Origin of the sequence: Paenibacillus durus (assembly GCF_000756615.1) — a bacterium.
Taxonomy (GTDB): Bacteria; Bacillota; Bacilli; order Paenibacillales; family Paenibacillaceae; genus Paenibacillus_AQ; species Paenibacillus_AQ durus.
Genome location: NZ_CP009288.1, coordinates 5,267,109 through 5,287,069, shown reverse-complemented (window position 1 = coordinate 5,287,069; position 19,961 = coordinate 5,267,109). Strand labels below are relative to the sequence as shown.

Here is a 19,961-nt window from a genome sequence, read left to right as displayed (position 1 = left end):
GTGGCCAAAGAAGATGTCATTGAGGTGGAAGGCACCGTCATTGAACCGTTACCGAATGCAACGTTTAAGGTTGAGCTGGAGAACGGTCATCAGATTCTTGCCCACGTATCCGGTAAGCTGCGGATGCACTTTATCCGTATTTTGACCGGTGACAAAGTGGTCGTACAGTTATCGCCTTATGATTTAACTAAAGGTCGTATAACTTACCGTAAATAGATCTGCTTTATGCAGAGCATGCACGTATGCTTTTGAAGCCAGTTTTACTACCTGTAAAACTGACGGGCGTTTTCGAACCTAGTTTTACTGCGTAAAACTTTGAGGAGGTAATAAGCATGAAGGTAAGACCTTCTGTAAAGCCCATTTGCGAGAAATGCAAAGTCATCCGCCGCAAAGGGACTGTAATGGTAATTTGTGAAAATCCGAAGCACAAACAAAAACAAGGTTAAAGAAGGGGGTGTAGCGTAAAATGGCTCGTATAGCTGGTGTGGATTTACCACGTGACAAACGCGTTGAGATCGCCTTGACTTATATTTTCGGAATCGGTAGAACGACTTCCCAGAAAATTCTTAAAGAAACAGGGATCGATGTTAATACACGTGTCCGTGATTTGACGGAAGATGAAGTCAGCAAACTACGTGAAACGATCGACAAATCGGTCAAAGTGGAAGGCGACCTGCGTCGTGAAATTTCCTTGAATATTAAACGTCTTACCGAGATTGGCTGCTATCGCGGTGTTCGTCACCGTCGCGGTTTGCCGGTTCGCGGTCAACGTACCAAGACGAATGCCCGTACCCGGAAAGGCCCGCGTCGTACGGTAGCAAACAAGAAGAAATAATAAGGGGGGATAAGAGACAATGGCTAAACCGAAAAAAGTCGTACGTACGAAACGTCGCGACCGTAAAAATATCGAATCCGGCGTGGCACATATCCGTTCCACGTTCAACAATACCATCGTTACCATCACGGATCCTCACGGCAACGCTATTTCCTGGGCAAGCTCCGGCGGCCAAGGATTTAAAGGTTCCCGTAAGTCGACTCCGTTCGCAGCCCAAATGGCAGCAGAAGTTGCAGCTAAGGCAGCTATGGAGCACGGCATGAAGAATGTTGAAGTTATGGTTAAAGGACCGGGCGCGGGCCGCGAAGCAGCCATCCGTTCCCTTCAAGCCGCAGGCCTTGAAGTTAACCTCATTAAAGACGTCACTCCGGTTCCGCACAATGGATGCCGTCCGCCGAAACGTCGCCGCGTATAGTGAATCAGCGATGTAAATGTGGTATAAATCCGGCACCATCTGCTAATAATGGTTGTTTAGGCATACTACATGATACACCTGATGGGGTGACAGTTTCATATAGGAGCGACGTTGAAGGAGGGTTACACTCGTGATAGAAATCGAAAAGCCGAAGATTGAGACCGTAGAAGCTAATGATGAAGGAACCTATGGGAAATTCGTAGTAGAACCGCTGGAACGTGGATATGGCACGACTCTGGGGAATTCGCTTCGCCGGATCCTGCTGTCCTCCCTTCCGGGAGCCGCAGTGACCTCGGTCCAAATTGACGGCGTTCTGCATGAGTTCTCCACCGTTCCCGGCGTAATGGAAGACGTGACCGAAATCATTTTGAACCTCAAAGCTCTTTCCCTGAAGATTCATTCAGACGAAGAGAAAGTGTTCGAGATTGATGCTGAAGGGGAAGGCGTCGTAACCGCAGGTGACATCCGTGCGGACAGCGATGTTGAGATCCTTAACCCGGACCTTCATATTGCAACGCTGGGACCTGGCGCGAGACTTCACATGCGTATTTTTGCAGGCCGGGGTCGCGGCTATGTCCAAGCGGACCGTAACAAGCGCGAAGACCAGCCGATCGGTGTCATTCCGGTAGATTCCATCTACACTCCGATTTCCCGTGTGAATTACACAATCGACAACACCCGCGTCGGTCAAGTGACCAACTACGACAAGTTGACGATGGAAATCTGGACAGATGGCAGCATCAGACCGGAAGAGGCCGTCAGCCTTGGAGCCAAAATTTTGAATGAGCATCTTGTTTTGTTCGTAGGTCTTACGGATGAAGCGAAGGATGCCGAAATTATGGTTGAAAAAGAAGAAGACAAAAAAGAAAAAGTGCTTGAGATGACAATCGAAGAGCTGGATCTTTCGGTTCGTTCCTACAACTGTCTCAAACGTGCCGGCATCAATACGGTGCAGGAGCTTACTACGAAAACGGAAGAAGATATGATGAAGGTCCGCAACCTGGGCCGCAAATCTTTGGAAGAAGTTCAAGAAAAGCTCGAAGAGCTCGGTTTGGGTCTTCGTACCGAAGAATAAGCGTAAGATTGACGAAGTAGAGGAGGGAAAAACATGGCATACCAAAAGTTGGGCCGTGATTCCAGTGCGCGTAAAGCATTGTTCCGCGACTTGGTAACGGACCTGTTCTTATATGAGCGCATCCAAACCACGGAAGCGAAAGCTAAAGAAGTTCGTACCATCGCCGAAAAACTGATCACGAAAGCGAAGAAGGGCGATCTGCATGCCCGTCGTCAAGTAGCTGCATTCGTACGCCGCGAAACTGCCGACGGAGAGCAGGATGCAATCCAAAAACTGTTCGCTGAAATCGCACCGCGCTATACGGAACGTCCAGGCGGATACACTCGTATCCTGAAGCTCGGACCTCGTCGCGGCGACTCGGCACCTATGGTTTACCTTGAACTGGTAGACCGTGCTTAGTTAATAGTAGCAAGCTTGATTTCCCGATTGCCCCTGTTATTCATCTCTTATTGGAGAAGGGTAGGGGATGATCCGTGTTATTGTATCAGTGGAATATGGCCCGGCTCTTCTTTAGGAGAGGCGGCGTCATGTCCCGGCTCCTACCGACGGCGTGATCTACCGGATATCTGCATAGGTGTCCGCCAGTCGTGCAGTAAACCGCGGAAATCCGCTTGTTCAATGGAAGGAGCTCCCGAAGGGGCTTCTTTTTTTTGGGAGGAGAGCCGAAATGCGCAATCTATTCATGAAAGTCACCTATGACGGTACGAACTACGACGGCTTTCAGACTCAGCCCGGAGGCAATACAGTTCAGGATAAGCTGGAACAGGCTATTGCCCATCTGACAGGTGAAGTGTTGAAGATTACCGCTTCCGGACGTACGGACGCCGGCGTTCACGCATATGGACAGCCGTTTAATTTCGAAACAGCCTCGTGTATTCCGCTTGAGCGTTGGTGTCTGGCGCTGAACGCGCGTCTGCCGGAAGATATCGTGGTTACGGAAGCGCACGAAGTGCCGCTCTCTTTCCATTCCCGCCGGGCAGCCAAGCGGAAGACCTATCGATACACGATCAATGGCAACCGGTTCCCGGATCCGTTTCAGCGGCGTTTTCAGTTTCATCATCCCGTAGCGCTTGATGTGAAGGCCATGGAGGAAGGACTCGTCCCTCTGGTCGGTACCTATGATTTCACCTCCTTCGCATCGCGGAAATCGACGAAGACCTCTCATGTCCGTACGATTTATGAGGCGTATATGGAGATTGACCGAAGCATGTGCAGGCCCGGCTCGTCCGATCAGGGAGTCATTCACACTTACATTACCGGCAGCGGGTTTTTGCAGCATATGGTACGGATCATTATGGGGACGCTTATTCAAGTGGGAGAGGGCAAACGCAAACCGGAGACCATAGCGGACATTCTGGCGGCATGCGACCGGGCGGCCGCCGGCCCGACCGCAGTGGCCAAGGGATTGGCGCTTTGGAATGTAAGCTACCAGGATGTAGAATGAGATTCACGTAATTTTACTGAAAAAAAAGACAATTTAATGATCGAAAAACTCTTGCACTTGGTATGGTTATCCTGTAAAATAAAAGTTGTGTTTTCTTGATGGCTATCCCACAGCCCCGATCAAGAAAGCCCTGAAAATGCTTTACCCAACAACCAAAAATGTAATTTCGATGAGAAATCAGATATACGAGATTTTCGTACGAGAACAAGGAGGAACTATTCATGCGTACCACCTACATGGCGAAGCCGAACGAAGTTGAACGCAACTGGCATATTATTGATGCCGAAGGCAAAACACTCGGCCGTCTGGCAAGTGAAGCCGCTGCTTTGATCCGCGGCAAACACAAACCGCAATTTACCCCTCACGTGGATACTGGCGACTTCGTCATCGTTATCAACGCCGAGAAGATTCATTTGACTGGCAAGAAACTGCAAAACAAGAAATACTACCGTCACTCGCTGCATCCGGGCGGTCTGAAAGTAACCACAGCTGAAACCTTGCTGAACAGCAAACCTGAGCGTGTAATTGAATCCGCCGTTCACGGCATGATTCCGAAGACCCGCCAAGGTAACGCGATGAAGCTGAGATTGAAAGTTTATGCCGGCGCCGAGCATCCACACGCAGCACAAAAACCTGAAGTTTACGAACTTCGCGGATAAGAATAAGGGAGGACAGTTTCATGGCACAAGTACAATACTATGGGACAGGTCGTCGTAAACATTCGGTAGCACGTGTTCGCCTCGTACCGGGTGAAGGACGCATTGTCATTAACAAACGCGACATCAACGAATATTTTGGTTTGGAAACACTCAAACTGATTGTTAAACAACCTTTGACTCTGACTGAAACACTGGGCAGCTACGATGTTCTGGTTATCGCTCACGGCGGCGGAATTTCCGGCCAAGCCGGCGCAATCCGCCACGGCATTTCCCGCGCTCTGCTGAAAGCAGATCCGGAATACCGTTCTTCCTTGAAGAAAGCCGGATTCCTGACTCGTGACCCACGTATGAAGGAACGTAAGAAGTACGGCCTCAAAGCCGCTCGTCGCGCTCCTCAGTTCTCGAAACGTTAATTCCCCTTGTGTATCAAGGAATTCAAGCCTCTGGCCCTCGCAGCCGGGGGCTTTTATATTAGATTACCAAGCTCCTACAGTACGGTAACTGAATCACCCAAGCAAATTTTTTTAAATTTATAGGGAAATGTCATTTTGCAATGTTTTAATGCTGAAATATCATTGACATCCCATGGGAAAGTTATATACTTATTTCATATTAACTTAGTTGGAATTTAATCTAAAGTTTTATTTTGGGATGGAGGAATATGCAATGAATTTGCTTGAAAAAGAAGAGCTAATCAAAGTGAAGGCTGAAGAATTAGAGCATGCCACGCCGGAGGAGATTATTCGCTGGGCGGTGGAAACTTTTCCAAATATAACGTTTGCCTGCAGCTTTGGAGCCGAAGACGTTGTGTTGGTTGATATGCTGCAGAAGGTAAGTCCATCTACCGATATTTTCTACTTGGACACGGATTTTCACTTCCAGGAAACCTATGAAACTAGAGATAAGATCGAAGCGAAATATAACTTGGAATTTGTACGGGTATCCCCACAAATCACTCCTGAGGAGCAAGCCCAGCAGTATGGCGAGGAACTTTGGAAAACAGAACCGAACCAATGCTGCAATATCCGCAAAGTAGAGCCTTTGACGCGGATTCTGTCCAAATACGATGCATGGATTACCGGTATTCGCCGCGACCAGGCCCCAACTCGCGCCAATACGAAGAAGATCGAATATGATTATAAATTCGGTCTGGTAAAATTCAATCCGATTGCGGACTGGACGAGCGAAGATGTATGGAACTACATCCGAAGCAACGACGTGATCTATAACCCGCTGCATGACCGTCATTTCCCAAGCATTGGCTGCGAGCATTGCACGCGCGCCGTTATGCCTGGTGAAGACCCGCGTGCGGGACGCTGGTCCGGCTCCGATAAGACGGAGTGTGGGCTGCACAAGTAAGACATATTAATCGTTACAACAGAGAAGGGAAGAAAATAGATGACTGCAATCCTTCCGCATGGCGGAACGTTGATTAATCGGATAGCTGAGGGCGAGGAGAGAGAACGGCTGCTTAAGGAAGCGGCAGGATTCAAGAAGATACCCATTAATACATGGACGATTTCCGATTTGGATTTGATTGGCGTCGGCGCATTTTCGCCGCTGACCGGTTTTCTGAACGAAGAGGACTACCATTCCGTAGTTAAGAATATACGTCTTGCGAACGGAACGGTGTGGAGTATTCCGATTACACTGTCTCTCAGCGATGAGGAAGCTGCCGCTTTGGCGATCGGCGAGCGAGTGGCTTTGGTCGGTGAAGAGGACGGCGTAACATACGGGCTTCTGGATGTCGAGAGCATTTACAGTGTCGATCAGCAGGTTGAAGCGCAAAATGTATTTAAGACAACCGATCCGGAGCACCCGGGCGTAAGTAAGCTGCTTGCCCGTAATGCAACTTATGTCGGCGGTTCGATTACCGTACTGAACCGTCCGCAGCCGGAGAAATTCGGAGAGTTTTATTTTGATCCGGCGAAGACCCGTAAAATTTTTGCGGAAAAAGGCTGGAGAACAGTTGTAGGCTTCCAGACCCGGAATCCCGTTCACCGAGCGCATGAGTACATTCAAAAGTCTGCAATGGAGATTGTAGACGGACTGTTCCTGAACCCGCTGGTGGGCGAGACGAAGTCGGATGATGTGCCGGCAAATGTCCGCATGAAGAGTTACCTGGCCCTTCTTGAAAATTATTATCCGCAGAACCGGACGTTCCTTGGCGTATTCCCGGCAGCCATGCGTTATGCGGGTCCGCGTGAAGCGATTTTCCATGCCATGGTCCGCAAAAATTACGGCTGCACCCATTTTATCGTAGGCCGTGACCATGCCGGTGTCGGCGATTATTACGGCACGTATGAAGCGCAGGAGATTTTCTCGAACTTCACTGCTGAAGAACTGGACATTACGCCGCTGTTCTTCGAGCACAGCTTCTTCTGCAAGAAATGCGGAAACATGGCTTCAAGTAAGACATGCCCTCATACCAAAGAAGATCATGTAGCTTTGTCGGGTACCAAAGTTCGCGCTATGCTGCGTGAAGGAGTATGCCCGCCGCCGGAATTCTCCCGGCCGGAGGTTGCCCAAATCCTCATTGAAGGCATGAAGGAAGTTACAACCTCATAAGATCATGGATTAAAGGTACTATTTGACCCTCTTGTCCCATATAGATGAGTAGAATCTATCGGGACGAGGGGGTTTTTTAATATGTCCGGCCGTAAGAGTAAAAAGGTCTCGGTCTGGATCTCTTGGAGCGGCATGAAAAAGGGAATTTGGGGTATCGCCCTTATGGCCCTGCTGCTGGGCATTATTTCTTATGATATGCCTACCGCGAGAACGTGGAACTACTGGAGCCTGCCGCTGTCCGGCAAGGTCATTGCGATTGACGCGGGACATGGCGGTCCCGACGGAGGAGCAGTCAGCCGGGAAGGCTTGATTGAAAAAGATATTAATTTAGCCGTCTCGCTCTATTTACGCGATTATCTGCAGCAGGCAGGCGCCGTCGTTATCATGACGCGTGAAGGCGATTATGATCTTGCCGGATCGGACACAAGGGGCTATGCCAAGCGCAAGACAGAAGACCTTAAACAGCGTGTCAGAACGATTGAGGATAAGAGAGCCGATCTTTTTATAAGCATACACATGAACAGCATGCCTTCAAACCGCTGGAGCGGCGCCCAAGTCTTCTACTATCCGAATCATACGGGCAACGAAGCACTGGCCAGGCTGGTACAGGAAGAGATCCGGACAACGCTTGCGAACACGGACCGAACCGCGAAAACGGTAAATACCGTATATCTGCTGCAGGCACTGCGAATACCATCCATTTTAGTTGAGGTGGGATTTTTGTCTCACCCGCAAGAATCGGTTCTGCTTGGCGACGACCTGTACCAACGAAAAGTGGCGACAAGCGTTTACAGAGGCATTCTGCGGTATGAAGCGGGCGAACAGGCGAAGGACTACTCTTCCCCTAAACGGTAATGCTATAATAGACAGAAATGAGATCCGGTCAATAAACTGCCGGCTACAGAACAGGAGTGTTTTCCAATGCTGTCCAGGGAACAAATACAAGAATTACTGCTGCCGATTACCGACCCGGAAACCGGAAAAAGCCTGGTAGAACAGCAGTTGATCCGCGATATTATGATTAAGGAGGACCATATTTCTTTATCGTTGGTATGCCTCGAAACGGATGAAACAAAGCGGATGGAGCTTGAGCAGGAGGTGAGGGATCGTCTGCGGGAAGGCGGCGCTGAGAATGTCCATATCCGTTTGCGGGACGCAACCGACCATGAACGGTCTTTATTGAGCCAGAGAGAGACAGCCGGCGGTGAAGAGAAGCTCAAAGGTCACGCGGCGGGTCTGGAAGGGCTTGAGCTGCTGAATGAGAACTCAGGTGTTCATTTTATTGCCATAGCGAGCGGCAAGGGCGGAGTCGGCAAATCGACGGTTACGGTTAATTTGGCTGCTGCTCTCGCGCGAAAAGGCAAAAAGGTCGGTCTGATCGATGCTGACATTTACGGCTTCAGTGTTCCGGACATGATGGGAATCGAGGAAGGGCCAGTCGCCCGAGACGGAACGATTATTCCTGTTGAGCGCTTCGGTGTGAAAGTGATGTCGATGGGCTTTTTTATCCGTGAAAATAACCCGGTGATCTGGCGCGGTCCGATGCTGGGCAAAATGCTCCGCCAATTCTTCAGCGATGTCGCTTGGGGAGAGCTTGACTATATGCTGCTGGACTTGCCTCCGGGAACGGGCGATGTGGCGCTTGACGTCCACCAGATGCTGCCGCAGAGCAAAGAGGTTATTGTGACCACTCCTCATGCAACAGCGGCGTTTGTGGCGGCGAGAGCGGGCTCTATGGCGCTGCAGACGGATCACGAAATTCTCGGAGTTATTGAAAATATGGCTTATTATCAATGCTCTGCCTGCGGCCAGAAAGATTACATCTTTGGTCGTGGCGGGGGAGCAAAATTGGCTGAAAACCTTCATACGAACCTGATCGGGCAAATTCCGCTTGGAGCGCCGGACAACCATGTCTCCGACCCCGATTTCTCACCATCTGTCTATAAAGCAGGAACGGATACTGCGCGGTTGTTCGACGAAATTGCAGATCGGCTTATCATCAAATGTGAGTAAATAATAATAAGCCAGGCCCCTACATTAGGAGCGCCTGGCTTATTAGCGAGCTCAAGTCCGTTATATCCTGTCCTCAAAGATTCGCCTTCGTCCTTATTCTTATTGCTATTGTCCGCTGCCTCCACTATCTCCGCCGCCACCGCTATCTCCACCACCGCTATCCCCGCCTGAACTTTCCTGGCCGCCGCTTTTTTTCTCAACTTTTGGCTGAAGCTCTTCCTGAACGACGGTTTTAAGCAGTGCAAGCACTTCCATCCGGAACAGAGGATTTTGCATCGTTTCCTGCATTACAGTCATTGTCTGCTTCCGATAATCCGGTGTTTTGGTAAGATCAAGGAACATTTTCATCATTTCGGGAGATTTCATGATTTGGGCAACCGATTTCTGATAAGTCGGGTCTTTGATCAGTTGAAGGTGCAGCTGCTTACTCTGGGAGCTGATAGCTTTGGCAAAATCCCCGGCAAACTGCGGGTCCGTCATAATTTTCTCGATTTCCTTCTGATACTCGGGAGCTGTAATTGTATCCTTTACGGCCAGACGAATCTGCTCATTTGTCTGCGGCAGCATTTTCATGCTCATTGTACCGTTCCCGCCGCCCCCGCCACCGCCTCTACTGGGTGTGGAGAGTGCTTCCTCAACCGCCTTTTTACCTTCTTCACTTTTTAATATATCGACGACCATTGTTTTCATTTCCTTGTAGCTGAACTGTTGTGACGAAGAGCCGCTCTGCTCGCTTCCGCAGGCCGTCAAGACAAGAATTAGGCCGAGGGCAATTCCGCTATTCCGTAATACCGCCCGTCTCATTGGTGCCGTCCTCCTTTTTTGGGGATACTGATATGTAGTAGTATGCCGTAGAGAAAACACATTTATGTTGCGGCGGTCATGGTTTTTTGTCGGCAACCTTGGTAAAATAAATCTGTCACGGGGGTGAGCGGCCTGAATATTAGGAAATGGTTTCATCTGTTCTGGACAACGCTGTTGGTCGGTTCCGCAGGAGCTGTCGCAGCCGGGCTGGCCCTTCAGGGAATCGGCGGCGCCGTTCCATTCACAAGCTTAACGGACTTCTTCCTTTATGCGCTTATCTTATTTGGCTACGGGATGCTTGTAAGCGTCTACTCTCAGCTTGGTTTTTTTGCGTATTTGATTCTGAACTATATGGGATTTGGCGTGTTTCCACGAAAAATATGGCAGTACATACAGCTCGCGCTGGCGGTTATCGCCTTGTTTGATTTAATTTTTCTCCGTTCGTTCGTCGGGGGGGAGCGGAGCCTGATATCCGATTTGACTCTAGGGCTTTCCATTTTGATAGCAGCTATTGCTGTTGCTTATTTCAAAGTGCGGGATACCAACGCTTCAGCCTGGATTCCGACGTTCTTCTTCATGACCGGCATTACCATCGTGGAAATGATCGGTGTGCTGCGGATTGGTGTGGATAATGCAACCTTATTTATAGTGGTTCCTCTGATTGCCTGTAATGCATTCCAAATTTTGCGACTTCACCATATTGTGCGGCCGGCTGCCGAATCATCCGGATGAACTGCCTATACTCCGTTCCTGAGGGATCAGGAAGCGGGGTTATTTGTGTAAGGTTCGATTGAGTTTCGGTGGATGGGGTTAAACAAAAAGAAAGACCTTGATACGTTTTGGGAGGGGTATATGTGAACATCGACCGCTATATGATAAAAGACACAGACGGCAAAATACTGCCCAAGCTTAACCCCGACGAAACGGGAGGCTTCACAAATAAAGAAGAGGCCGAGGCGAAAATGGGTCCACTAAAGGAACGGCTTGCCGAACTCCAGGACATTTTTTTCGCTCAAAAGAAGCATGCGCTGCTGATCGTCCTTCAAGGAATGGATTCGAGCGGTAAGGACGGCACGGTAAAACATGTTTTTTCGGGAATCAATCCACAGGGTTTTACGGTGACCAGCTTTAAAAAGCCGACCCTGGATGAGTCGGCCCATGATTTTTTGTGGAGAGTGCATAAACAGACCCCGGCAAAAGGATATATATCAGCCTTCAACCGCTCCCATTATGAAGAGGTACTCGTACCCCGTGTTCATGGAGGTCAGGATAAGGCTGAAACCAAACGCCGCTTTCGCCACATCCGGCATTTTGAAGAGATGCTGACGGAGGAGAACACGATTATCATCAAGCTTTTTCTTCATATATCGAAGGATAAACAGCTGGAAAAAATCCAGGAGCGGCTCCAGGACCCGGCCAAGCATTGGAAGTTCGATGTCAGCGATCTCGAAGAACGGAAATACTGGAACGATTATCAGGAGGCTTACGAAGATATTTTTAAAGAGACTGCTAAAGATAACGCGCCATGGTACTGGATTCCGGCCAATCACCGCTGGTTCCGCAACTATTTGGCATTGAACATCGTAGTTAAGACACTGGAGAAGCTGAAGCTCTCTTATCCCAAGCTGAACACGCTGACTCCAGATATTTCCGAACTGATTTCCCCGCGGCATTAATCGGCCGAAAGTCCCTGCCCACAAAAAGGATTACAGACCAGCGGCATCCTCCAGACGATCACTAAGCCACGCCGAGTCCCTTACTTCCTTGCCTTCGGTGCTGCCTTGGCTGATTAGCTCGGAGACGGTCACAAATTCATAGCCTTGACTCCGGAGTGCATCGATAATTTGAGGCAGTGCCTCATGGGTTTGCTTGCAGGAGTCGCTGGCATGGAGCAGCACGATATCACCGGGATGAGCTTTGCTGGTCACGCGCTTCACTATATTTTCTACGCCGATATTTTTCCAATCAAGAGAATCGGTATCCCATTGGATGACTTTATAGCCGAGGTCGTTTGCCACCTGCAGGACTCTTTTGTCAAAATCACCGTTGGGCATGCGGATCAGCTTCGGTTCTTTCCCGGTTAATTCATTCAGAATCGTACCTGCTGTCGTAATCTGAGTCCGAATTTCCTCGCTGCTCAGCGTGCTGTAATTGACATGCTTGTGGCCGTGGCTGCCAATCTCATACCCTGCATTTTTAATATTCGCCACAATGTCCTGATGGGTCTTGCTCCATGGGGAAGACAGGAAGAACGTAGCTTTGTCGACTTTCTTGTCCTCCAGTACTTTAAGAATGGGCCCCGGACGTTTTTCTCCCCAACTGATATCAAAGGTCAGGGCGATCAGCTTTTTCTCCGTAGGCACACTGTAAATGGCGGAAGGAGGCGATTCGGAAAAGACGGTAATATTGCCACGCTCTACATAAATGACTCCGGCAGCAAGCAAAGCAGCGGCGCAAATATAGAAGAAACGCTTTATTTTTTTGCCGCTGAATACATAGAAGGAATTCATTCACTCAAGACTCCTCTCCCATACGAAAGCTTGTTTGTTATAAATGTATGCTCGTACGGAAAGGTTATGACTTGGTATAAAACGAAACTCCTAGGAGGTAAGACATGTTCTCTATATTTACTTTTGGCCGTGATATCTACACAATACGCAAGGCGCTCATGCTCTCATGTCTGTTATTCATAGTCGGCGTTGCAGCCGGATGGATTGGAACGGGCAGTCTGGAACGGCTGCTGATGCAGCAGCTACGGGGACTGGGCAGCATTAGTGAAAAATTACGGGACTCATCCAATCCGCAGTTGAGCTTTTTTGTGTTTATCTTTTTGAACAATAGCATTAAAGGTGTTCTGATAATTTTTCTGGGAGCCTTGTTCGGCATTCTTCCGGCTATCTTTCTCTTGATCAACGGAGCAGTTATCGGTTATTTGGTGCACACCTTTGTTCTTCAGGGAAGGGATGTATTCGAACTGATTGTCAAGGGGCTGCTGCCGCATGGGATTATTGAAATCCCCGCCATCATTATAGCTTGTGCTTTCGGCCTTCAGTTTGGCGCTAACGTGGCGGCAAGCATGGTGAGAAGAACCCGAAGCGGGGGAGAGTGGCCATCCTTTATGCGCCAGACACTGACGGCGTCTATTTGGATCGTTATATTGCTGCTTATTGCAGCGGTCATTGAGAGCACGGTAACTTTTGCGCTCTTATCATAAAATTTCGAATAATTGCGCATACCAGTAAAACGCAAGAACGCAAATTCAGGGTAATGAACAGTATAAATAAAATATCAGTTTTTATAGGAAAAAAATATAATTATGGTTATTATTTGGACACTTCGGTTAATCTAGTGTAAGCGGTAGTTCAAGCCGAATCTCCGGTTTAATCAGAGTAAATAAAGGAGGCCAAGCATATGTTGGGTATGTTGTTCAACGAAAAAGAATGCAAAGAACTGGACTATGTTTTGCGTAAAGAGCTGGACGAAATGCTGCTCGACCTAAGCGATCAACGATTGGATCAAAATATCAGGCATGCTATTGCCAACAGATACAAAACTGTTTTTCGCATGTATGCTCGTTTCGCACCGCAAAAGGAACTTTCCAAATACGCTTGGGGCGGCCGCTCTTCCCAAATCAAGCATTAATAAAAAGCGGATGTTTAATAAATAAAAAAAGGGTTGACTAAAGAGGAGGCGGCGTGATACATTATATCTCGCGCTCCTTTTTGTTATATTAAGAAGCCGCAGGCAAGAAAAAATGAGAAAAAGTTTTTTCGAAAAAGTACTTGCCAAACAGATAGACAGTATGATATATTATAAAGGTCGCCGCATGAGACGCGGTGATGTACTGAGAGAGAAATTGATCTTTGAAAACTGAACAACGAGTGAGTGGGAATTCGCTTCAAGCGAGTTCCAAAATTGAGAATGCAAATTCTCGTCAGATGTTTCAAATTGAGCTAATCGCTCTTTCAATACTTTATTGGAGAGTTTGATCCTGGCTCAGGACGAACGCTGGCGGCGTGCCTAATACATGCAAGTCGAGCGGAGTTTCATCGGAAGCTTGCTTCCGATGAGGCTTAGCGGCGGACGGGTGAGTAACACGTAGGCAACCTGCCCCTTGGACTGGGATAACTACCGGAAACGGTAGCTAATACCGGATAATTCCTCTTAGCTCCTGCTGAGAGGCTGAAAGGCGGAGCAATCTGTCACCAAGGGATGGGCCTGCGGCGCATTAGCTAGTTGGTGGGGTAACGGCTCACCAAGGCGACGATGCGTAGCCGACCTGAGAGGGTGAACGGCCACACTGGGACTGAGACACGGCCCAGACTCCTACGGGAGGCAGCAGTAGGGAATCTTCCGCAATGGGCGAAAGCCTGACGGAGCAACGCCGCGTGAGTGATGAAGGTTTTCGGATCGTAAAGCTCTGTTGCCAGGGAAGAACGTCTTGTAGAGTAACTGCTACAAGAGTGACGGTACCTGAGAAGAAAGCCCCGGCTAACTACGTGCCAGCAGCCGCGGTAATACGTAGGGGGCAAGCGTTGTCCGGAATTATTGGGCGTAAAGCGCGCGCAGGCGGCTGTTTAAGTCTGGTGTTTAAACCATGGGCTCAACCTGTGGTCGCACTGGAAACTGGACAGCTTGAGTGCAGAAGAGGAAAGTGGAATTCCACGTGTAGCGGTGAAATGCGTAGAGATGTGGAGGAACACCAGTGGCGAAGGCGACTTTCTGGGCTGTAACTGACGCTGAGGCGCGAAAGCGTGGGGAGCAAACAGGATTAGATACCCTGGTAGTCCACGCCGTAAACGATGAGTGCTAGGTGTTAGGGGTTTCGATACCCTTGGTGCCGAAGTTAACACAGTAAGCACTCCGCCTGGGGAGTACGGTCGCAAGACTGAAACTCAAAGGAATTGACGGGGACCCGCACAAGCAGTGGAGTATGTGGTTTAATTCGAAGCAACGCGAAGAACCTTACCAGGTCTTGACATCCCTCTGAATCGTCTAGAGATAGGCGCGGCCTTCGGGACAGAGGAGACAGGTGGTGCATGGTTGTCGTCAGCTCGTGTCGTGAGATGTTGGGTTAAGTCCCGCAACGAGCGCAACCCTTGACTTTAGTTGCCAGCAGGTGAAGCTGGGCACTCTAGAGTGACTGCCGGTGACAAACCGGAGGAAGGTGGGGATGACGTCAAATCATCATGCCCCTTATGACCTGGGCTACACACGTACTACAATGGCCGGTACAACGGGAAGCGAAGCCGCGAGGCGGAGCCAATCTTAGAAAGCCGGTCTCAGTTCGGATTGCAGGCTGCAACTCGCCTGCATGAAGTCGGAATTGCTAGTAATCGCGGATCAGCATGCCGCGGTGAATACGTTCCCGGGTCTTGTACACACCGCCCGTCACACCACGAGAGTTTACAACACCCGAAGTCGGTGGGGTAACCGCAAGGAGCCAGCCGCCGAAGGTGGGGTAGATGATTGGGGTGAAGTCGTAACAAGGTAGCCGTATCGGAAGGTGCGGCTGGATCACCTCCTTTCTATGGAGAATCGTTTCCCGTAGCGGAAACATTCAAATGCGGAAGCTTGACTTCCGGCAACGCTCACTCGTTGCTCAGTTTTGAGAGAGCAAACCTCTTTCAAGCGTTTGGTGGCGATGGCGGAGGGGTTCCACGCGTACCCATCCCGAACACGACCGTTAAGCCCTCCAGCGCCGATGGTACTTGGACCGAAGGGTCCTGGGAGAGTAGGACGCTGCCAAGCGCAACCTTATGGGTTTCCCATAAGAGTATATGCAAGACTAAGGGCCTTTAGCTCAGCTGGTTAGAGCGCACCCCTGATAAGGGTGAGGTCGGTGGTTCGAGTCCACTAAGGCCCACCACTAATAATTCCATACCTTTTTATGGGGCCATAGCTCAGCTGGGAGAGCGCCTGCCTTGCAAGCAGGAGGTCAGGAGTTCGATCCTCCTTGGCTCCACCAATTGTATCACATGCAACAATCTTGATCCTTGAAAACTGGATACCGAAACGAAAATTGCGTTTTAGAACATCTTTTAGCTGAACTTGTGTCAAGCGATTGATCAAGTGAAGTAAGAGTGCTTAGTTGGTTAAGCTAGTAAGAGCACACGGAGGATGCCTAGGCGCCAGGAGCCGATGAAGGACGTGGCGAACAACGAAAAGGCCTCGGGGAGCTGTAAGCAAGCTTTGATCCGGGGGTGTCCGAATGGGGAAACCCGGCTGTGGTAATGCACAGTCACTTCTCTCTGAATTCATAGGAGAGCTAGAGGCAGACCAGGGGAACTGAAACATCTAAGTACCCTGAGGAAGAGAAAACAAGAGTGATTCCGTCAGTAGCGGCGAGCGAACGCGGAACAGCCTAAACCGAAGAGCTTGCTCTTCGGGGTTGTGGGACGTCTCACATGGAGTTACAAAGGAACGGTTTAAGCGAAGAGGTCTGGAAAGGCCCGCTAGAAAAGGTAAAAGCCCTGTAGCTGAAAAGTCGTTCCCTCCGAGACGGATCCCGAGTAGTGCGGGGCACGTGAAACCCCGTATGAATCCGGCAGGACCATCTGCCAAGGCTAAATACTCCCTGGCGACCGATAGTGAAACAGTACCGTGAGGGAAAGGTGAAAAGCACCCCGGAAGGGGAGTGAAAGAGTACCTGAAACCGTGTGCTTACAAGAAGTCAGAGCCCATTTTAGGGGTGATGGCGTGCCTTTTGTAGAATGAACCGGCGAGTTACGTTTAACGTGCAAGGTTAAGGCGAGGAGCCGGAGCCGCAGCGAAAGCGAGTCTGAATAGGGCGACTTAGTACGTGGGCGTAGACCCGAAACCGTGTGATCTACCCCTGTCCAGGGTGAAGGTGCGGTAACACGCACTGGAGGCCCGAACCCACGAACGTTGAAAAGTTCGGGGATGAGGTGGGGGTAGCGGAGAAATTCCAATCGAACTCGGAGATAGCTGGTTCTCCCCGAAATAGCTTTAGGGCTAGCCTCGGTGATTAAGAGTAATGGAGGTAGAGCACTGATTGGGTGCGGGGCCCGCAAGGGTTACCAAGCTCAGTCAAACTCCGAATGCCATCTACTTGTCGCCGGGAGTCAGACAGTGAGTGCTAAGATCCATTGTCAAAAGGGAAACAGCCCAGACCATCAGCTAAGGTCCCCAAGTGTGTGTTAAGTGGGAAAGGATGTGGAGTTGCACAGACAACCAGGATGTTGGCTTAGAAGCAGCCACCATTGAAAGAGTGCGTAATAGCTCACTGGTCGAGTGACTCTGCGCCGAAAATGTAACGGGGCTAAACACACCACCGAAGCTATGGCTTGATGCTTGCATCAGGGGTAGGGGAGCGTTGTATGCGGGTTGAAGGTTGACTGTAAGGACAGCTGGACTGCATACAAGTGAGAATGCCGGTATGAGTAACGAAAAGATCAGTGAGAATCTGATCCGCCGAAAGCCCAAGGTTTCCTGAGGAAGGCTCGTCCGCTCAGGGTAAGTCGGGACCTAAGGCGAGGCCGACAGGCGTAGTCGAAGGACAACAGGTTGATATTCCTGTACCACCATAATCCGTTATGAGCAATGGGGGGACGCAGGAGGGTAGTGACGCGGACTGATGGATGTCCGTCCAAGCAGCGAGGCTGGTGTATAGGCAAATCCGTACACCGTAAGGCTGGGCTGTGATGGGGAGCGAAAATTGTAGTAGCGAAGGTCATGATCTCACACTGCCAAGAAAAGCCTCTAGCCAGGAGAAGGTGCCCGTACCGCAAACCGACACAGGTAGGCGAGAAGAGAATTCTAAGGCGCGCGGAAGAACTCTCGTTAAGGAACTCGGCAAAATGACCCCGTAACTTCGGGAGAAGGGGTGCCTCGGTAGGGTGAATAGCCCGAGGGGGCCGCAGTGAAAAGGCCCAAGCGACTGTTTAGCAAAAACACAGGTCTGTGCGAAGCCGCAAGGCGAAGTATACGGGCTGACGCCTGCCCGGTGCTGGAAGGTTAAGGGGAGCGGTTAGGGGTAACCCGAAGCTGTGAACCGAAGCCCCAGTAAACGGCGGCCGTAACTATAACGGTCCTAAGGTAGCGAAATTCCTTGTCAGGTAAATTCTGACCCGCACGAATGGCGTAACGACTTGGGCGCTGTCTCAACGAGAGATCCGGTGAAATTTTAATACCTGTGAAGATGCAGGTTACCCGCGACAAGACGGAAAGACCCCATGGAGCTTTACTGCAGCTTGATATTGAACTTGGGTACGATCTGTACAGGATAGGTGGGAGCCTTGGAAGCCGGAGCGCCAGCTTCGGTGGAGGCGCCGTTGGGATACCACCCTGATCGTATCTAGGTTCTAACCTGGTACCCTAAACGGGTACGGGGACCGTGTCAGGCGGGCAGTTTGACTGGGGCGGTCGCCTCCTAAAGTGTAACGGAGGCGTCCCAAGGTTCCCTCAGAATGGTTGGAAATCATTCGAAGAGTGCAAAGGCAGAAGGGAGCTTGACTGCGAGACCTACAAGTCGAGCAGGGACGAAAGTCGGGCTTAGTGATCCGGTGGTACCGCATGGAAGGGCCATCGCTCAACGGATAAAAGCTACCCTGGGGATAACAGGCTTATCTCCCCCAAGAGTCCACATCGACGGGGAGGTTTGGCACCTCGATGTCGGCTCATCGCATCCTGGGGCTGAAGTAGGTCCCAAGGGTTGGGCTGTTCGCCCATTAAAGCGGTACGCGAGCTGGGTTCAGAACGTCGTGAGACAGTTCGGTCCCTATCTGTCGTGGGCGTAGGAAATTTGAGAGGAGCTGTCCTTAGTACGAGAGGACCGGGATGGACGTACCGCTGGTGCACCAGTTGTTCCGCCAGGAGCATGGCTGGGTAGCTACGTACGGACGGGATAAGCGCTGAAAGCATCTAAGCGTGAAGCCCCCCTCAAGATGAGATTTCCCAGTATGTAAGACCCCTTGAAGACGACGAGGTAGATAGGTTGGAGGTGGAAGCACGGCAACGTGTGGAGCTGACCAATACTAATCGGTCGAGGGCTTATCCAAATTCACCCCACAAAGTGAAGATGAGGCTGACGAAGCTGATTCCGAGTACTTTGCGGGGACCCCGGAATGGGGAAGACGCAATGTTTCGTTTCGATCCAGTTTTCAGGCGATCAAGCCTGCCGTTTGGTGGCGATGGCGGAGGGGTTCCACGCGTACCCATCCCGAACACGACCGTTAAGCCCTCCAGCGCCGATGGTACTTGGACCGAAGGGTCCTGGGAGAGTAGGACGCTGCCAAGCGGACAACCATTCCCTGATAGCTCAGTTGGTAGAGCACTCGACTGTTAATCGAGTTGTCACAGGTTCGAGTCCTGTTCGGGGAGCCATGCTCTCATAGCTCAGTAGGTAGAGTGCATCCATGGTAAGGATGAGGTCACCGGTTCGATCCCGGTTGAGAGCTCCATATCTGTTCGGCCCGTTGGTCAAGGGGTTAAGACACCTCCCTTTCACGGAGGTAACAGGGGTTCGAATCCCCTACGGGTCACCAACTACTTCTTTGCCGGGGATGAGAATCCCGAATGGTTCGCCTTAGCATTGACATCGTTAGGAATACATCGCAGTCGACTCGCTTGCGAGGCGTATCCCCTACGGGTCACCATTATTATTAGTTTTTGGGGTTGAGAGACCCGCAGGTTTAATTAACTCAAATGGATTGCCAACATATGGAGGCTTAGCTCAGCTGGGAGAGCATCTGCCTTACAAGCAGAGGGTCGGGGGTTCGATCCCCTCAGCCTCCACCATATCCTTCTGATTATTCGAGGATTATATGGGCATTATATAGGTATCCAGTATTGGGGATTAGCCAAGCGGTAAGGCAACGGACTTTGACTCCGTCATGCATAGGTTCGAATCCTATATCCCCAGCCATTTATATGAGCCATTAGCTCAGTTGGTAGAGCACCTGACTTTTAATCAGGGTGTCGAAGGTTCGAGTCCTTCATGGCTCACTTTTAAGTAACTTGCGCGTGTGGCGGAATTGGCAGACGCACTAGACTTAGGATCTAGCGTCTTTGACGTGGGGGTTCAAGTCCCTCCACGCGCACCATTTAAATGCGGACGTGGCTCAGCGGTAGAGCATCGCCTTGCCAAGGCGAGGGTCGCGGGTTCGATTCCCGTCGTCCGCTCCATA

The 19,961-nt window shown here is 50.3% G+C and carries 19 protein-coding genes, 10 tRNA genes and 4 rRNA genes; 31 read left to right on the top strand and 2 right to left on the bottom strand.

The features are described from left to right. The 13 genes from infA (at position 1) to PDUR_RS23290 (ending at position 9,009) form a co-directional block, all read left to right on the top strand. Complete coding sequence (gene infA, locus PDUR_RS23350; RefSeq protein WP_006212898.1) at positions 1 to 216, top strand: translation initiation factor IF-1; 216 nt, start codon at positions 1 to 3, stop codon at positions 214 to 216. Between the two features lie 116 nt (positions 217 to 332). After that, complete coding sequence (gene rpmJ, locus PDUR_RS23345) at positions 333 to 446, top strand: 50S ribosomal protein L36 (RefSeq protein ID WP_003322638.1); 114 nt, start codon at positions 333 to 335, stop codon at positions 444 to 446. 20 nt (positions 447 to 466) lie between these two features. Then, on the top strand, positions 467 to 835 hold the full coding sequence (rpsM, locus tag PDUR_RS23340) for a 30S ribosomal protein S13 (protein WP_025693041.1): 369 nt from the start codon (positions 467 to 469) through the stop codon (positions 833 to 835). A gap of 19 nt (positions 836 to 854) precedes the next feature. After that, positions 855 to 1,250, top strand: a complete 396-nt coding sequence (gene rpsK / locus PDUR_RS23335) for a 30S ribosomal protein S11 (protein WP_025693042.1) — start codon at positions 855 to 857, stop codon at positions 1,248 to 1,250. 130 nt (positions 1,251 to 1,380) lie between these two features. Further along, positions 1,381 to 2,325 carry a DNA-directed RNA polymerase subunit alpha gene (locus PDUR_RS23330; RefSeq protein WP_025693043.1) on the top strand — a complete coding sequence of 315 codons (945 nt, stop codon included), beginning with the start codon at positions 1,381 to 1,383 and terminating at the stop codon, positions 2,323 to 2,325. A gap of 33 nt (positions 2,326 to 2,358) precedes the next feature. Beyond that, complete coding sequence (rplQ, locus tag PDUR_RS23325) at positions 2,359 to 2,724, top strand: 50S ribosomal protein L17 (protein ID WP_025693044.1); 366 nt, start codon at positions 2,359 to 2,361, stop codon at positions 2,722 to 2,724. A gap of 268 nt (positions 2,725 to 2,992) precedes the next feature. Beyond that, entirely contained in the window at positions 2,993 to 3,769 is a 777-nt protein-coding gene (truA, locus tag PDUR_RS23320; RefSeq protein ID WP_042208388.1) for a tRNA pseudouridine(38-40) synthase TruA, read from the top strand. Positions 3,770 to 3,990: 221 nt separating this feature from the next. Beyond that, the gene (rplM, locus tag PDUR_RS23315; RefSeq protein WP_025693046.1) at positions 3,991 to 4,428 is read left to right on the top strand and encodes a 50S ribosomal protein L13; all 438 of its coding nucleotides are present in this window, start codon (positions 3,991 to 3,993) and stop codon (positions 4,426 to 4,428) included. A gap of 20 nt (positions 4,429 to 4,448) precedes the next feature. Further along, complete coding sequence (gene rpsI, locus PDUR_RS23310) at positions 4,449 to 4,841, top strand: 30S ribosomal protein S9 (protein WP_025693047.1); 393 nt, start codon at positions 4,449 to 4,451, stop codon at positions 4,839 to 4,841. A gap of 253 nt (positions 4,842 to 5,094) precedes the next feature. Then, the gene (locus tag PDUR_RS23305) at positions 5,095 to 5,787 is read left to right on the top strand and encodes a phosphoadenylyl-sulfate reductase (protein WP_042208387.1); all 693 of its coding nucleotides are present in this window, start codon (positions 5,095 to 5,097) and stop codon (positions 5,785 to 5,787) included. Positions 5,788 to 5,826: 39 nt separating this feature from the next. Continuing rightward, entirely contained in the window at positions 5,827 to 6,996 is a 1,170-nt protein-coding gene (sat, locus tag PDUR_RS23300) for a sulfate adenylyltransferase (RefSeq protein WP_042208386.1), read from the top strand. Positions 6,997 to 7,077: 81 nt separating this feature from the next. After that, on the top strand, positions 7,078 to 7,851 hold the full coding sequence (gene cwlD, locus PDUR_RS23295) for an N-acetylmuramoyl-L-alanine amidase CwlD (RefSeq protein ID WP_042208385.1): 774 nt from the start codon (positions 7,078 to 7,080) through the stop codon (positions 7,849 to 7,851). Positions 7,852 to 7,917: 66 nt separating this feature from the next. Further along, positions 7,918 to 9,009: an Mrp/NBP35 family ATP-binding protein gene (locus PDUR_RS23290; RefSeq protein WP_042208384.1), complete on the top strand. Its 1,092-nt coding sequence runs from the start codon at positions 7,918 to 7,920 to the stop codon at positions 9,007 to 9,009. A gap of 105 nt (positions 9,010 to 9,114) precedes the next feature. On the opposite strand, the gene gerD is transcribed toward PDUR_RS23290, so the two are convergent. Then, positions 9,115 to 9,813 (bottom strand): spore germination lipoprotein GerD, encoded by a 699-nt coding sequence (gerD, locus tag PDUR_RS23285; protein ID WP_042208383.1) that lies wholly within the window; start codon positions 9,811 to 9,813, stop codon positions 9,115 to 9,117. Between the two features lie 123 nt (positions 9,814 to 9,936). Here gerD and PDUR_RS23280 point away from each other — a divergent pair, with 123 nt between their 5' ends. Then, complete coding sequence (locus PDUR_RS23280) at positions 9,937 to 10,545, top strand: KinB-signaling pathway activation protein (protein ID WP_330217223.1); 609 nt, start codon at positions 9,937 to 9,939, stop codon at positions 10,543 to 10,545. A 122-nt stretch (positions 10,546 to 10,667) separates the two neighbouring features. Next, a complete protein-coding gene (locus tag PDUR_RS23275; protein ID WP_156130591.1) occupies positions 10,668 to 11,489 on the top strand; it encodes a PPK2 family polyphosphate kinase in 822 nt (273 codons plus the stop codon). A 30-nt stretch (positions 11,490 to 11,519) separates the two neighbouring features. Here PDUR_RS23275 and pdaB read toward each other — a convergent pair whose 3' ends face one another. After that, the gene (gene pdaB, locus PDUR_RS23270; RefSeq protein ID WP_042208382.1) at positions 11,520 to 12,323 is read right to left on the bottom strand and encodes a polysaccharide deacetylase family sporulation protein PdaB; all 804 of its coding nucleotides are present in this window, start codon (positions 12,321 to 12,323) and stop codon (positions 11,520 to 11,522) included. A 104-nt stretch (positions 12,324 to 12,427) separates the two neighbouring features. Here pdaB and PDUR_RS23265 point away from each other — a divergent pair, with 104 nt between their 5' ends. The 16 genes from PDUR_RS23265 (at position 12,428) to PDUR_RS23190 (ending at position 19,959) form a co-directional block, all read left to right on the top strand. Continuing rightward, on the top strand, positions 12,428 to 13,027 hold the full coding sequence (locus PDUR_RS23265; protein ID WP_042208381.1) for a stage II sporulation protein M: 600 nt from the start codon (positions 12,428 to 12,430) through the stop codon (positions 13,025 to 13,027). A 197-nt stretch (positions 13,028 to 13,224) separates the two neighbouring features. Then, positions 13,225 to 13,455, top strand: a complete 231-nt coding sequence (locus PDUR_RS23260; protein WP_025690203.1) for a hypothetical protein — start codon at positions 13,225 to 13,227, stop codon at positions 13,453 to 13,455. A 331-nt stretch (positions 13,456 to 13,786) separates the two neighbouring features. Then, positions 13,787 to 15,341, top strand: a 16S ribosomal RNA gene (locus PDUR_RS23255). 106 nt (positions 15,342 to 15,447) lie between these two features. After that, positions 15,448 to 15,564: ribosomal RNA gene (rrf, locus tag PDUR_RS23250) — 5S ribosomal RNA — on the top strand. 41 nt (positions 15,565 to 15,605) lie between these two features. Beyond that, positions 15,606 to 15,682: transfer RNA gene (locus PDUR_RS23245), tRNA-Ile, on the top strand. A gap of 23 nt (positions 15,683 to 15,705) precedes the next feature. Beyond that, a tRNA-Ala gene (locus PDUR_RS23240) sits at positions 15,706 to 15,781 on the top strand. Between the two features lie 125 nt (positions 15,782 to 15,906). Further along, positions 15,907 to 18,833: ribosomal RNA gene (locus PDUR_RS23235) — 23S ribosomal RNA — on the top strand. A gap of 122 nt (positions 18,834 to 18,955) precedes the next feature. After that, a 5S ribosomal RNA gene (gene rrf / locus PDUR_RS23230) occupies positions 18,956 to 19,072 on the top strand. Together the 16S, 23S and 5S rRNA genes with 10 tRNA genes alongside form the textbook arrangement of a ribosomal RNA operon. Before the next feature lie 10 nt (positions 19,073 to 19,082). Then, positions 19,083 to 19,158, top strand: a tRNA-Asn gene (locus tag PDUR_RS23225). Between the two features lies 1 nt (position 19,159). After that, a tRNA-Thr gene (locus tag PDUR_RS23220) sits at positions 19,160 to 19,235 on the top strand. Positions 19,236 to 19,244: 9 nt separating this feature from the next. Further along, positions 19,245 to 19,319: transfer RNA gene (locus PDUR_RS23215), tRNA-Glu, on the top strand. Positions 19,320 to 19,496: 177 nt separating this feature from the next. Beyond that, a tRNA-Val gene (locus PDUR_RS23210) sits at positions 19,497 to 19,572 on the top strand. Between the two features lie 52 nt (positions 19,573 to 19,624). Further along, positions 19,625 to 19,699 (top strand) — tRNA-Gln (locus tag PDUR_RS23205). A gap of 7 nt (positions 19,700 to 19,706) precedes the next feature. Then, a tRNA-Lys gene (locus PDUR_RS23200) sits at positions 19,707 to 19,779 on the top strand. Between the two features lie 14 nt (positions 19,780 to 19,793). After that, positions 19,794 to 19,877, top strand: a tRNA-Leu gene (locus tag PDUR_RS23195). Between the two features lie 7 nt (positions 19,878 to 19,884). Then, positions 19,885 to 19,959 (top strand) — tRNA-Gly (locus PDUR_RS23190). The last annotated feature ends 2 nt before the right edge of the window (positions 19,960 to 19,961 follow it).

Coding starts and splice junctions, on each gene's coding strand:
- rpsK (WP_025693042.1), top strand. CDS start 855: ATGGCTAAACCGAAAAAAGTCGTACGTACGAAACGTCGCGACCGTAAA.
- PDUR_RS23305 (WP_042208387.1), top strand. CDS start 5,095: ATGAATTTGCTTGAAAAAGAAGAGCTAATCAAAGTGAAGGCTGAAGAA.
- rplM (WP_025693046.1), top strand. CDS start 3,991: ATGCGTACCACCTACATGGCGAAGCCGAACGAAGTTGAACGCAACTGG.
- truA (WP_042208388.1), top strand. CDS start 2,993: ATGCGCAATCTATTCATGAAAGTCACCTATGACGGTACGAACTACGAC.
- gerD (WP_042208383.1), bottom strand. CDS start 9,813: ATGAGACGGGCGGTATTACGGAATAGCGGAATTGCCCTCGGCCTAATT.
- rpsI (WP_025693047.1), top strand. CDS start 4,449: ATGGCACAAGTACAATACTATGGGACAGGTCGTCGTAAACATTCGGTA.
- rplQ (WP_025693044.1), top strand. CDS start 2,359: ATGGCATACCAAAAGTTGGGCCGTGATTCCAGTGCGCGTAAAGCATTG.
- PDUR_RS23265 (WP_042208381.1), top strand. CDS start 12,428: ATGTTCTCTATATTTACTTTTGGCCGTGATATCTACACAATACGCAAG.
- PDUR_RS23290 (WP_042208384.1), top strand. CDS start 7,918: ATGCTGTCCAGGGAACAAATACAAGAATTACTGCTGCCGATTACCGAC.
- cwlD (WP_042208385.1), top strand. CDS start 7,078: ATGTCCGGCCGTAAGAGTAAAAAGGTCTCGGTCTGGATCTCTTGGAGC.
- sat (WP_042208386.1), top strand. CDS start 5,827: ATGACTGCAATCCTTCCGCATGGCGGAACGTTGATTAATCGGATAGCT.
- rpmJ (WP_003322638.1), top strand. CDS start 333: ATGAAGGTAAGACCTTCTGTAAAGCCCATTTGCGAGAAATGCAAAGTC.
- pdaB (WP_042208382.1), bottom strand. CDS start 12,323: ATGAATTCCTTCTATGTATTCAGCGGCAAAAAAATAAAGCGTTTCTTC.
- PDUR_RS23260 (WP_025690203.1), top strand. CDS start 13,225: ATGTTGGGTATGTTGTTCAACGAAAAAGAATGCAAAGAACTGGACTAT.
- rpsM (WP_025693041.1), top strand. CDS start 467: ATGGCTCGTATAGCTGGTGTGGATTTACCACGTGACAAACGCGTTGAG.